General features: G+C 62.5%; 15 protein-coding genes. 7 read left to right on the top strand and 8 right to left on the bottom strand.

The features are described from left to right. From DT057_RS31915 to DT057_RS37605, 3 genes are all read right to left on the bottom strand, one after another. Positions 1–334: helix-turn-helix domain-containing protein (locus DT057_RS31915; RefSeq protein ID WP_162501570.1), on the bottom strand; the 334-nt coding region annotated here is incomplete at its 3' end. Positions 335–407: 73 nt separating this feature from the next. Then, positions 408–722 (bottom strand): hypothetical protein, encoded by a 315-nt coding sequence (locus tag DT057_RS31910; protein WP_128566062.1) that lies wholly within the window; start codon positions 720–722, stop codon positions 408–410. A 1,431-nt stretch (positions 723–2,153) separates the two neighbouring features. After that, positions 2,154–2,480 (bottom strand): helix-turn-helix domain-containing protein, encoded by a 327-nt coding sequence (locus tag DT057_RS37605; RefSeq protein ID WP_162501569.1) that lies wholly within the window; start codon positions 2,478–2,480, stop codon positions 2,154–2,156. 366 nt (positions 2,481–2,846) lie between these two features. Between DT057_RS37605 and DT057_RS31900 the strand changes: the two genes are divergently transcribed. From DT057_RS31900 to DT057_RS31890, 3 genes are all read left to right on the top strand, one after another. Continuing rightward, on the top strand, positions 2,847–3,179 hold the full coding sequence (locus DT057_RS31900) for an AbrB/MazE/SpoVT family DNA-binding domain-containing protein (RefSeq protein WP_128566060.1): 333 nt from the start codon (positions 2,847–2,849) through the stop codon (positions 3,177–3,179). 167 nt (positions 3,180–3,346) lie between these two features. Next, complete coding sequence (locus DT057_RS36265; RefSeq protein ID WP_203236432.1) at positions 3,347–3,673, top strand: hypothetical protein; 327 nt, start codon at positions 3,347–3,349, stop codon at positions 3,671–3,673. A gap of 480 nt (positions 3,674–4,153) precedes the next feature. Next, positions 4,154–4,924 carry an IS481 family transposase gene (locus tag DT057_RS31890; RefSeq protein WP_128566059.1) on the top strand — a complete coding sequence of 257 codons (771 nt, stop codon included), beginning with the start codon at positions 4,154–4,156 and terminating at the stop codon, positions 4,922–4,924. A 99-nt stretch (positions 4,925–5,023) separates the two neighbouring features. On the opposite strand, the gene DT057_RS31885 is transcribed toward DT057_RS31890, so the two are convergent. The 4 genes from DT057_RS31885 to DT057_RS31870 all read right to left on the bottom strand — a co-directional run bounded on the left by DT057_RS31885 (position 5,024) and on the right by DT057_RS31870 (position 6,969). Next, on the bottom strand, positions 5,024–5,266 hold the full coding sequence (locus DT057_RS31885) for a hypothetical protein (protein WP_128566058.1): 243 nt from the start codon (positions 5,264–5,266) through the stop codon (positions 5,024–5,026). A gap of 82 nt (positions 5,267–5,348) precedes the next feature. Further along, positions 5,349–5,753 (bottom strand): hypothetical protein, encoded by a 405-nt coding sequence (locus DT057_RS31880; RefSeq protein WP_244937419.1) that lies wholly within the window; start codon positions 5,751–5,753, stop codon positions 5,349–5,351. Between the two features lie 122 nt (positions 5,754–5,875). After that, positions 5,876–6,397, bottom strand: a complete 522-nt coding sequence (locus DT057_RS31875; RefSeq protein WP_128566057.1) for an Hsp20/alpha crystallin family protein — start codon at positions 6,395–6,397, stop codon at positions 5,876–5,878. Positions 6,398–6,489: 92 nt separating this feature from the next. After that, positions 6,490–6,969 (bottom strand): Hsp20 family protein, encoded by a 480-nt coding sequence (locus DT057_RS31870; RefSeq protein ID WP_128566056.1) that lies wholly within the window; start codon positions 6,967–6,969, stop codon positions 6,490–6,492. A gap of 713 nt (positions 6,970–7,682) precedes the next feature. On the opposite strand from DT057_RS31870, the gene DT057_RS31865 reads away from it, so the two are divergent. Continuing rightward, positions 7,683–8,075 (top strand): exopolysaccharide production protein YjbE, encoded by a 393-nt coding sequence (locus tag DT057_RS31865; RefSeq protein ID WP_128566055.1) that lies wholly within the window; start codon positions 7,683–7,685, stop codon positions 8,073–8,075. A 75-nt stretch (positions 8,076–8,150) separates the two neighbouring features. On the opposite strand, the gene DT057_RS31860 is transcribed toward DT057_RS31865, so the two are convergent. After that, the gene (locus DT057_RS31860; RefSeq protein ID WP_128566054.1) at positions 8,151–8,330 is read right to left on the bottom strand and encodes a CsbD family protein; all 180 of its coding nucleotides are present in this window, start codon (positions 8,328–8,330) and stop codon (positions 8,151–8,153) included. 919 nt (positions 8,331–9,249) lie between these two features. On the opposite strand from DT057_RS31860, the gene DT057_RS31855 reads away from it, so the two are divergent. The 3 genes from DT057_RS31855 to DT057_RS31845 all read left to right on the top strand — a co-directional run bounded on the left by DT057_RS31855 (position 9,250) and on the right by DT057_RS31845 (position 10,615). Beyond that, a complete protein-coding gene (locus tag DT057_RS31855) occupies positions 9,250–9,990 on the top strand; it encodes a Crp/Fnr family transcriptional regulator (RefSeq protein ID WP_128566053.1) in 741 nt (246 codons plus the stop codon). Continuing rightward, positions 9,987–10,229, top strand: coding sequence for a hypothetical protein (locus tag DT057_RS31850; protein ID WP_128566052.1), 243 nt, complete (start codon positions 9,987–9,989; stop codon positions 10,227–10,229). The genes DT057_RS31855 and DT057_RS31850 overlap by 4 nt, the downstream gene beginning before the upstream one ends. Positions 10,230–10,363: 134 nt before the next feature. After that, a complete protein-coding gene (locus DT057_RS31845; RefSeq protein WP_203236433.1) occupies positions 10,364–10,615 on the top strand; it encodes a DUF6489 family protein in 252 nt (83 codons plus the stop codon). Positions 10,616–11,101 lie beyond the last annotated feature (486 nt).

Raw genomic sequence — 11,101 nt, 5'->3', positions numbered from 1 at the left:
CCAAAGGGCCGGGGCCGCGCGCCTCCAGGGCCACGATCTTGGCCTCCAGCAACTCGCGCTCGAGCAGCATCTCGCCGAGCTTGGCCTTCAGCCGGCCGCTCTCCAGCACCTCGCCATCGGTGGGCCGGGTCGCCAAGCTCGCCTCACCCGCCGCCAGGAAGGCGTCGCGCCAGCCCGACAGGGTTGCAGCCGTCACGCCCAGGCCACGCGAGACGCTCTCCAGGTCCTCGCCGCGCAGCAGTCGAAGCACTGCATCGCGCTTGCGCTGCCGGGACATGCGCCCGCCTCGGCCAGGACCGGCCGCCTCTGCAACTGCCTTCACGTCTGTCGTCATCGTACTCACCCCTGCCGCGGAGACCGTCCGCTTCTGGGGTGTCTCAAGCAACCGTGGGGCGGAGGATGGTCTGCTATCGTTTGGTGCGCTGCCTCGGCCTTGAGAGAGCGCCCGATGCTATCGACCTGTGCGACTGGCCGGCACCGATCGAAGCGCGCGCGAGTATCCCCAAGATGACAACCGGCAGCGCCTGCCCCCTCACCACCATCACGCGCCAGTGCATCAGCATGGAGGTGCTGTAGACACCGCCCGCAAGCGCGAGCGAAGAGATCGAGGCCGACAACAACCTCTCCGTCGAGCGCAGCGCGGCCGAGCATGCTGTACCGGTTCGATCGAAACGGCAGCGGACAACGGCGTTCTGGCGGGAGTTAAAGACGAAGGCCAGCACGGAGGGCATGTTCCGGGGGGTGAGCGTCGCCCGAAGCCGGCAGATGGCCTACGCCGACGACAACGGCGAGTGGATCTGACGTCGCTCCTTTTTTATGCTTCCGCTCACGCAGGCTGAGGAGCAAAGATAATTATAGATATCGGCTTGTCGGACCTCGCTGCCCTCGTCGGACTTGTGGTGCTGGTTGGGGTCTCAATGTAATGATCAATCTAGAGCGATCCCACAGCTCAACGAAATAATCATCCGCAAGTACGTTCGCACAATATATTGCGTCTTCGTCGCTTTCTGCACTTATATAATATGTATTTACTATCTCACTATCGTCTCCCAGTACATATACGCGATACGTCTGCACTACTGGCGGTATAGCGCTCCCGTATTTATGCGTGACGAAGTCATTTGACATTGCTTCGCACCTTCCACCCATTGAGCGGCGGCAGTGCTTAAACTGTATGCCGTTTAGAAGCGTAGCCATATGACATGAGTTAAATTCGGCAACGATATTTGCCTGACGTAGCCAACCCCTTCGATCGATAGGCCACACCAGCGCAGCTGGATGCTGCGGCCTGATTGCAACGGGGCCGCGCTAGCATCGACCGGTTCGCATGCTGATCCTGCTAAATTAGGATCTTCACCAAACTTCAGCCTGCCCGGCTCCGCAGCGGCACGCCTTTTCACGCAAGGGCGCTCAGAGCATGCTCCGCTCCGACAGGTGCGGTCGCTCAGGGGAGGGTACCGGGTTTCAGGGGTGGAGCTCGGTACCTAATCTGCCCTACTAGGCAGCACTAATTCCATGCGCCCCATGGGTGGCGATGCGGGTTCGTGTCCTTGCTACCCAAGCCGCGGCCCATCTCGTGTGTCCCCCCAAGATGAGGACGAGGTTAATGTCCAACTGCAAGTCTCCGGGTTTCGGAGGCTCCTTTCCCACATGAAGGTTTAATCAGAAAGCAACATATGGCAACTGCGATTAAGATTAATTTGTTATCTCGCTTCCATACGGCAATATAGCCGACGTTCAATCAGTAATGTCAACAGGTCTCGACATAAACAACGTTGAATCCGTTCCGATCGGCTTCATCTGAAGCTTTACTTAAAGCCAAGGCAGGGGATGATATGCGCTCCCCTACAGATTGGCACCTTCCTCTAACATGTGCAACGATCTCGAAAACGGGAAGCCCGTTTTGGGTCGCCGACTTTTTAACGGTCAAGTAGCTTTCTATGCCGGCTGGATCTTTGCCGACTTCCAGAGCAATAATCTCAGCCACGCGCCACCTGTCGAATGTTACATTACGTAGGATATCATAAATTCAGGAACGCAAGGCAAATAAATTTGGTTCCATGTTATAACATTTGTTGCAATTGCTAATTAAATTCAATAATAAATTCACATGTCAATATTAAATAATTGACAAATTCAACAACATCAAGCTATTAGATCTTAGAATAGGACTGATAAATTCTTTTCCGACGGTAACCGGTGCGATTTCTTATAACTACAGAATTTTTGTATTTATGACGGCCACTCATCCCGGATTGCATAGTTATGTATCGTACCGCTATATAGGTATGCGGGCGCGACGAGCGGTTGGCCAAGCCCGTCGTGCCCTCGGCCGCGAAGCGATCACGCCACTTGCGCACCGTCTTGGGATCAATCCCCAGCGCCGCAGCAACCGCCCTCACCGTCCAGCCCTCGGCCAGCCGTGTGACGATGAGCTGTCGACTCCGCGGCGTCGTGCGCGCATTCTCGTGAGTGTCCATCCGAGGCTCCGGCTCCGGGGTTGCAGGCGTCGCAACCACAGCCTCGCGCGCCAGCACCGGATGGACAACCTCCATAGCAATGACAGCTAGTGGTCCAGATCTGACGCTTGGTGTCCACTCGCAGGGTCCGCAAGGGGTGGTGAGCGGAAGTCAGGCATCGGGCCCACGAGGTCCGGTGTGCGCCCAAGATGTGCCGTTGCGGGCCGATTGCCTGCTGTCCAACCGAAGCCGCCACTCGCAATGTTGTAGCGGGGGTGCGGCCCTGGGGGCCGGGGGAAGCTCAAACCCAGGAACACTGCTCCCCATCCCGAATTCTCTCTGTGGACAAGCCGTTCAGGACGCGCTGCAAGCAAAAGTGAGGTCGCGATGGATTTCAAGGCTGAATTCGACAAACTTCGCAAAACGGCCACTGAGGGCTTCGATCAGGCGAAGGAGCTTGCTGGTGGTCTGGCAGAGAAAGCGGTTGATGTTGTACAAGATAGAGTAGGCGCTGTCACGGGTAAGATGGCCGGTGCCGAGCCAATCCGTTCCTGGAATTCGACGGTGGCGACGACCTTAGAGGGTAAGAATACCATAGTTCGCCTTCCAGTAGAAATGGTTAAACATATTGGTTGGAAAAACAATGACATTGTGACATTTTCACTTCTCGCAGATGGCTCTGTCAGCATGAAAAAATATGTCGCGGAGGTGAAGACCTAAGAAGGCTTCCGAACTGTTACGCGGCCCTTCCGGTTTCGGCCAAATGCAGACATTCACCACCGCGCCGACGAACGTCTCTGTTCGGTTGGAAGCGGCCCCTCGTGGCTGGGACCAAGCGTTAGATTTGGACTACTAGATGCCCCGGTTGCCCGCCAGGAAGGTGGGTGATGAGCATGCGCCTTGGCGAACTGTGGGCTCAGGGTGAGACCACCGCGACGGTCTTCTGCAATGGCCTCGACTGCCAGCACCATGCCGTCATCGCGACCGATCCGTTCCCGGACCGGCTGCCCTTCCCGGCGGCCCAGTGCCTGGTGTGTTCCGCCTGCGGCGCCCGCGATCCGCGCGTCATGCGGGACATGCTCGCCCACTACGCCCGGATCAACACCGAGACCGGGTTCATGTCGCCGCTGCCGGCCCACTACCAGGTAGTCGGGCGGGACGTGCCGTGGCCCGATCAGGAGGCAGTACCTCAGAGGAGCTCGTGCCGCCTTTAGTGCTTTGCGGGTGTGCTCTCTGACGCTCGACGATCAGCTTCAGCCGCCAAGGCGTGAGCAAGGGCACCGAGTTCCCGCGAGACATGCCGAAGCCCGCACAGGCTGAGCCAGTTGGAAACTGCGACTGTGAATGCCGCATTGATCGTCTCAGCAGGGGTCGCTCCCGCTTCAACGAGGTTATCAATCATCTGCTGCACTGCCACGTGGTGGGGAAGGTCAGCCTGATCCTCTGCGCTCATTCCTGTCTCTGTGATTGAGAGCTCAGCGGTACCCCGACGTGCCGCACGCGTGCGTTTGCGTGGAGCAAAGCGCGCCGATAGCTAATGTCTTGAAACCCATCGTCGGCCGCGCTCGTTCCATCGCGTCAGTTGATTAGTCGTGGCGTCATGTGTCACGTTCGCATCACCCTCAGTCGTGCGCATGACTAATAGTATATGTGGCATTCCGAACTAGGCGCAGCGGCAGCGGCTATGACGTTCTGTGGGTGTTTCGAATACCTCGCCAACCCGGCTGGATGACGCTGCGGTCGCCGAGATCGCTCGGCTGCGCCGGGAGCGCCTGTCCGGGCCAGCGATCGCCCGGCAGGCGCGGGTGCCGTTGGCCACTGTCGGCCTCGTGCTGCGCCGCCTCGGGCTCGGCCGGCGCGCCGCCCTCGATCCCAAGCCGCCGGTGATCCGCTACGAGCGAGAGCGTCCGGGCGAGCTGCTCCACCTCGACACGAAGAAGCTCGGCCGCATCGACGGCATCGGCCACCGCATCACCGGCGACCGTACAGGCCAGAGCACCAAGCGCGGCACCGGCTGGGAGGCGCTGCACGTGGCCGGCGATGACGCCTCGCGGCTGGCCTATACCGAGATCCTGCCCGACGAGAGGAAGGAGAGCGCCACGGCCTTCCTGGCGCGAGCGCTGGCTTGGTTTGCCAGCCTCGGTGTCACGGTCGAGCGCGTCATGACTGACAACGGCTCCGCCTACACAAGCCACCTCTTCCGCAGCGCACTTGCCAGCCACGCCATCCGCCACAAGCGCACGCGGCCCTACACGCCGCGCACCAACGGAAAAGCCGAGCGCTTCATCCAGACGACCTTGCGCGAGTGGCTCTCCGCCAGCCCCTACGCCTCCTCGCGGGAGCGGACCGCCGCCATGACGCCATGGCTGTGTGACTACAACAGCCGCCGACCTCACGCCGCTCTCGGCGGACAGCCACCCATCAGCAGGATCACCAAGGACAACCTCCTTGGAAACGACAACTAGCGATCTACTGGGCGGGCGCCAGGACGGCGCATGCGTCAGAGATCACCTCAGACTAGCCGCCGGCCCGCGAGGTCCCGCCGGAGGCGATTAGACTGGCCCTCAACTGAGGGCGCCATGGTGGCGCGCTTGAGACCTGTCCCAGGTGGTCAGGTGCGGGCTGTCCACCGGCGGCTCGGGCTGCATGATCGCCACGCCAAGCCAGGCAAATCCCGTCAGTGTGAGCAGTGCCGCCAGCGCCGAGGACGCGGCCGGCGCAGGCAGGAGCGCCGCAAACCCGAGGCAGAGTCCGGTGGACAGGAGCCACTCGACCGCGACAGCCGCGTTCGCGTCCCGTGCTTGCATCTCAAGTCTCATGCGTCGCAGCCGGGACGGCCGGCGGCGCCAATCCTTCAGGCGGAACGTCGCCAGCGCTCCTCTCCCGGTCTCAGTTCAAACCGCTCTCCCGCGTTCCCCCTCCGCCACGCCAGCGACACTCGAACCGCTCTGAGAACCGTTGCTCGGGCGACCCTGCCAGCGCCCGGTTCGCCGGCTCGCCATCCAGCTCCTGCAGCGCTGCCAAGACCTCGTCGAGCGGCACGGGTTCAGCCCGGCACCCCGGCAGGCAGCGCAAGGCCGGGCAGGTGTCCACAGCGCGCGCGTCAGAGGCCCAGGACGCCAGGATGGCGCGCTTCTCGGCCCGCGAGAGGCCGGGGTAGCTCAGCACCTCGCGGGGGCGCCGAAAGACGTCGCCGGGTGCGCAGAATGCCTCGAAGGCATCCACCGCTGCCGACCTGAGAGTGGCCGAAGCCACCGGGCCAAGGCGTTCGATCGTGGTCTCAAGCTGCTGCATGTGACAACCCTCCTCCTCTTGAGCAAAGGACGAGCGGCCGATGCGACCTGCTGGTCCGCACCAGCCGCCGTGTCATGCGTTCCCGTCGATCAGTTCACGTGCGTCCTAATGGACGCCCGCGTTCAGTGCGCCGTGTCCTGCGGCTTGGCGCCGTTGATCGCGATGCGGCGCCCGCGCTCTGGCCCTTTGGCTGAGCGGGGCAGCGTGACGCTGAGCACCCCGTTCCGGAACGACGCCTCGACCTTCTCCTCCTCGACCGCGAACGGCAGGGCGATCATCCGCTCGAAGCGGCCGTAGCTGCGCTCCGAGTAGCCGCGCTCCTGGTCCGAGGCTTCGGCCCGCTTCTCGCCGCGTAGCGTGAGGACGTCGTCGTCGATCAGGAGTTCGACATCCTTCTCCTCAAGCCCCGGCAGTTCGGCCGAGAGGCGCAGGCCCTGCTCGGTCTCCACCATCTCGACACTCGGCCAGCCGAGACGGCCCGGCAGGCCTGCGACCCCGGCTCCAAGGCCGCTGAACACATCATCGAACAGCCGGTTCATCTCGCGGTGGAGCGTCAGGAACGGGCTGGCGGGCTCGACGCGCATCGTGGCGGGCATCGGCGCGTTCGTGCTGCGTCTCCAGGGGATTAGATCTCTCACACTCATGGCTCACCTCCATCAGCATGGTTGAGGGCGTGCGGCATATCTCGCGGGCCGGCGAGCCCGCGAGGGAGCGTATCGTTCCAGGTCGAAAGGGCTCAGGCGGCCTTGGCCTCACCTGTGACCCGCGCCAGCGCGTTGTCCTGCCCGACGGCGCCGGGCGCGCCGATGGCGATGCGGCGCGGCTTGAGCGCCTCCGGAACCTCGCGCCTGAGCGCGACGGTCAGCAGGCCGTTCTCCAGGGTCGCGCCCGTGACCGTCACGTGCTCGGCCAGGTTGAAGGTCTGGCGGAACGTGCGCGCCGCGATGCCACGGTGCAGGTACTGGCGCTCGCCCTCCGAGCCCGACTTCTGGCCCGCGACCAGGAGGGTGGTGTCGTGCTGGGTGAGCTCGACCTCGTCGGGGGAGAAGCCCGCCACCGCCATGGTGATGCGGTACTGGTCCTCGGCCAGCTTCTCGATGTTGTAGGGCGGCCAAGCGGTCGAGGGCTCGACGCGGTCGGCCTGGGTGAGCAGGTCGAACAGCCGGTCGAAGCCGACGGACGAGCGGAACAGGGGGGCAACGTCGTAGGTCCTCATAACCACATCCTCCCGTGAGCAACGTGACTACAAGGGACGCCGGCACCGGGGCCGGCGCCCGCCGCGCGATCCCGGATCGGGCCTCGCACGCGCGTAACGGCTGGCAATGAACTCGGTTCCACCCGGCGAGCAATTTTTGACGACCGATATTAACAGGCGGCGACAAAGCGGCGGCTGCAGATCGGAGGCGGTTGGGTTTAAGGGCGGCAGGCTTGGCGGGACTGCGGCGCAGTATAGGGCGCGAGTCGGGCAGCGCCTGCTGGAGCGAACTGAAGGCGGCGCGGACTGTGCAGTCGAGGGCGCCGCGGGTGCGGGCACCGGCGCCTGAGGTGCCCTCCGCTATCCTGCCGAGGGCGGCCGTGGGTGCGGGCTTGCTGCCGTTCGGAGCGCTACTCGCGAGCCGAGCTTAACCCGTGCAGGAAACCCGATCTTCTGAGGGTCCGAGATGGCGGATCTATGGTGGCACAACACGGAAGGACAACCCGACTTGGTGATCCTTCATCAACGTGCAGGCTGGCGGCTCCGCTTCTGGAGCTTGTGCCCCTTGCAATCTCTCCGTTCTTCCGCAGTGCAAGGCGTCACCACCTTGCGCAAACTGAGTGACGCTTCGGACTAAAGTTTACGATCGACCCACGCGAATAGGTCGTCCAGACAGGAACCCCGGCAGCGGCCTGTGCTTCTCTCTTGCTAGTGACGGCAGGAGGAAACCCGCCATGAAGGCTTCAACTCTGCTCAGCACCGCTGCTGTTCTCGCATTCACCGCGGGGTCGGCTCTCGCTGGGCCATGCGATACCGGAGCCACGAAGGGCACCAGCCCCAATCAGCAAGCAACGAACACTACGAGTTCGGACATCGATAAAGGCAGCAAGAACCTCGCCGGTGGACAGCAGCCCGCTTCGCCAGGGACGGTCGGCGCAATGAACAATGTCGGCGCCAACCAGATGCCTGGTGATAAGACAGGCTCAACGAGTGGCAATCGTGGGAACCAGATTGATCCAGCCAGCAAGAACCTTGCTGGCGGTCAGCAGCCGGCTTCTCCGGGTACGGTTGGTGCGATGAACAATGCGGGAGCTGACCAAAAGGTGGGCAAGAAGGAAGACTGTTGAGGAAATTCGCCAAAGAAGACGATCGGGTCGCGGCGAGCATGCATTCGATCATCCTCCTAACCGAGTTGGTTTGATTTACTTGCCCTTAAGGGCGTCCTTCACGCCACCAACAGCGTTCTGGACTTTGCCCTTTACCTGATCAACAACGCCTTCGCTTTCGAGCTTCTTATCGCCCGTGAGCTTGCCTGCACCTTCCTTGACTTTGCCGCCCACGTTGGTGGCCGAGCCTTCGACGCGATCCTTATCGACTGCCATCGCTTGCTTCTCCCTTTGTTGGTGCTAGCGCTAGGCGCCACCCAGCCAACGATGGGCTGAGATAAAGCGTTCCTGGAGGCGGCGAGAGCAAGGGGCCTCGCCGCTCGTGGGGAGGCCCATCTTGGACACCCAATCCTGAAGTCGCCCAGCTCACCACCTCAGCAGGCCTCTTCGAGTGATGAGCGTTTCAAGACATGGTCCGCCCCGGCAGGCGTGGTCGCTCTGGACAACGACCAGCGCGGCCAGGCGGAACCTCTCGCGGGCGTGGAAGAGTGCCGGACCGCTGCGACCGTGTCCGGCCCTCTTCTACCCCGCCATGCAGCCCAGATCCCGTACACCTCATGGGTGGAAACGTGGGTAGACGATCCGAGCCCGAAGCCGTGCCGAGCGTTCTCAGAGGCTTAGCGCTCGATGATAGCGGATGCTGTCCCTCCGCCTCGCTCCCGAAACGGCCTCGAAGGGCGCGAGCGGTTCAAAGCGGTGCGGCGGCGCGCCTGAGGCGCCCGGAACCAGGCCAGCGGCCGCCGGTTTCCACTATCTCCAATGGACCCTACCTCTTGCCCGTCCGGCTCCCCGCCGCGGCGGGCTTCTTCGTGGTCAGGCTCGGTCCACCCAGACCACGATCGCGATCATGACAACCAGGGCAAGGGCGACCAGCACGGCGAAGGTGATGAAGGCGACATCGGGCATGGGGCACGGGGCGCGACGCGACTGGTCCGACCCTAGCTCCGGAAGCCCGATCCGGGTTCCCGCCTTCCGGTCACGGCACATCACGAACAAAACTGCCCAGCCATTGATATGGGTTAGTGATCAACGCTAACATGCGCCCTAGGTTGGCTTAATCATCAGCTGATCGGAGGCAGGTGCTGATGGCCGGGAGAGCCCTGCGCTTCCACCTGCAAGGCAAGCGGAAGGGGCGATGACTTCAGCTCCCAAACCTTCCATCGACATCCTCATCCGCAAGCTGGAGAGCATCGCTCCCCTGTCCGACGAGGAGCGGCGGGCGATCGAGGGTCTGCCCATCATGATCCGGCCTCTGAAGCCGGACCAAGACATCGTGCGCGATCAGGATCGTCCCTCACAGTGCTGCCTCATGCTGGAGGGCTGGGCCTGCCGCTACAAGCTCCTCAGCCAGGGCAAGCGCCAGATCTTCTCGTTGCACATCCCGGGCGACATCCCCGACCTGCTGAGCCTGCATCTTGAGGTGATGGACCACAGCTTCGGCACGTTGACGCCAGCCACGGTGGCCTTCATCCCGCATCACAGCCTGCACGAGCTGACGGCGCGCTTTCCCCGCGTCGCGGCCGCCTTCTGGCGCAACACGCTCGTGGACGCGGCGGTCTTCCGCGAGTGGATGATCGGCATGGGGCGGCGTGACGCCACTCAGGCGATCGCGCACCTGTTCTGCGAGTTGTACCTGAGGCTCCAAGCTGTCGGGCTGGCTGAGAACCATATGTACCGACTGCCGGTCACGCAGTCGGACATTGCTGACGCGCTTGGGATAACGAACGTGCACGTCAACCGTGTGTTGAAGGTGTTGCGCGCAAAGGGGTTGATCACCCTCGTGGGCGGCACGCTACAAATTAACGACTGGATGGAACTGACTAAGTTCTCCGAGTTTGATCCTACGTATCTTCACCTAAAACAGCAGGCCGGATGAGCCTTCACCTTCAGCCCGTGCGGGTTGCCACGGGCAGTGACGACACGGAGAGCCAGCTGGTCTTCTCGGGTGGCTTCTTGGTGGCCGTGTTGGTGCGCCTCTCGGATGACCACGGCGAGGATGCCGGATCGTGGTTCTTGGAGGCAGGATTTGGCCGAGTTAACGATCTCATCCAGCACACCTTCTTGGATCTGAAAGAGGCGCAGGATTGGATCGAGTGCCGCTTGGCCGGAGGCTGAGGTTCACCTCGCCAGCAATCACTTTGCCTCTACCGCCTCCGCGCCGGCCACGGCACGTCCCGCCCTCCGCCGGATCTCAAGCGCGGGATCGATCGAAGCTGGTCCGCATTCTTCGGGATGAGGAGGGCTTCGCGATGCAGGTCACCGCAGACGTGGATTGCACGCCCGAGGAGGCGCGTGTGTTCCTCGGGCTCCCGGACCTTCAGCCTTTGCAGGCCATGGTCATGGCGCACATGGAGAAACGCATGCTGGCGCGGCTGGATCGCTCCTCCATGGACAGGTTGATGAAAGCCTGGATGTCAGCCCTCGGACAACCACTAGAGCCCCGTGGCTCAGGTCCGCGGCGATCCGGCCACGCCACGTCCCGTCCGACCACCCGGCAGTGACCCCCTCACGCCTGGTACTCGGGCCACGCACCCCTCCAATCTGGCCAAGTCTCCACGTTGCGCCTCCTATACGCCGTGCACCGCACATGCTCTGCTATCTCGGACACTTGTATAGACTCTGGCCAGTAGTCGATTGTTGTAGAGGTGCTACGCCCGCAACTCAAGCAAGCGACCCAGACCCCGCAGGCGCCACAGCGACGAGCGTCCCAGACGTCCATTCTTGGTAACTCAGATGCTCCCCAACTCCATCGCAGCCAACGGGACCTTCTACTCATATTTGCTGGCCCAAACGTCGCTTAACGGCACACAATCTGAGGCTCTTAGAATAGGAACAAGGGGAACGATACCCCTACATTGGTAGCTCCCGCCCCTATCTCACCGCGTCTAGCTCGATCTAGTGGTTGAGCACTGACGGTTGAGTCCGTCCGGGTTTCGGTTTGAAGTCCGTGCTGCGCGTCTGGCGGGATGCGCAGTGGCATCTCCTTC

It is taken from the genome of Methylobacterium crusticola, assembly GCF_003574465.1.
In the GTDB taxonomy this organism is placed as follows: Bacteria; Pseudomonadota; Alphaproteobacteria; order Rhizobiales; family Beijerinckiaceae; genus Methylobacterium; species Methylobacterium crusticola.
Note: the sequence above shows the minus strand (reverse complement) of the source record. Positions and strands in the feature narration are given on the sequence as shown.

Bases quoted from the DNA above. Each gene is read 5' to 3' on its own strand.
- DT057_RS37605 (WP_162501569.1), bottom strand. From the start codon at position 2,480: ATGGACACTCACGAGAATGCGCGCACGACGCCGCGGAGTCGACAGCTC.
- DT057_RS31900 (WP_128566060.1), top strand. From the start codon at position 2,847: ATGGATTTCAAGGCTGAATTCGACAAACTTCGCAAAACGGCCACTGAG.
- DT057_RS36265 (WP_203236432.1), top strand. From the start codon at position 3,347: ATGAGCATGCGCCTTGGCGAACTGTGGGCTCAGGGTGAGACCACCGCG.
- DT057_RS31885 (WP_128566058.1), bottom strand. From the start codon at position 5,266: ATGCAAGCACGGGACGCGAACGCGGCTGTCGCGGTCGAGTGGCTCCTG.
- DT057_RS31880 (WP_244937419.1), bottom strand. From the start codon at position 5,753: ATGCAGCAGCTTGAGACCACGATCGAACGCCTTGGCCCGGTGGCTTCG.
- DT057_RS31875 (WP_128566057.1), bottom strand. From the start codon at position 6,397: ATGAGTGTGAGAGATCTAATCCCCTGGAGACGCAGCACGAACGCGCCG.
- DT057_RS31870 (WP_128566056.1), bottom strand. From the start codon at position 6,969: ATGAGGACCTACGACGTTGCCCCCCTGTTCCGCTCGTCCGTCGGCTTC.
- DT057_RS31865 (WP_128566055.1), top strand. From the start codon at position 7,683: ATGAAGGCTTCAACTCTGCTCAGCACCGCTGCTGTTCTCGCATTCACC.
- DT057_RS31860 (WP_128566054.1), bottom strand. From the start codon at position 8,330: ATGGCAGTCGATAAGGATCGCGTCGAAGGCTCGGCCACCAACGTGGGC.
- DT057_RS31855 (WP_128566053.1), top strand. From the start codon at position 9,250: ATGACTTCAGCTCCCAAACCTTCCATCGACATCCTCATCCGCAAGCTG.
- DT057_RS31850 (WP_128566052.1), top strand. From the start codon at position 9,987: ATGAGCCTTCACCTTCAGCCCGTGCGGGTTGCCACGGGCAGTGACGAC.
- DT057_RS31845 (WP_203236433.1), top strand. From the start codon at position 10,364: ATGCAGGTCACCGCAGACGTGGATTGCACGCCCGAGGAGGCGCGTGTG.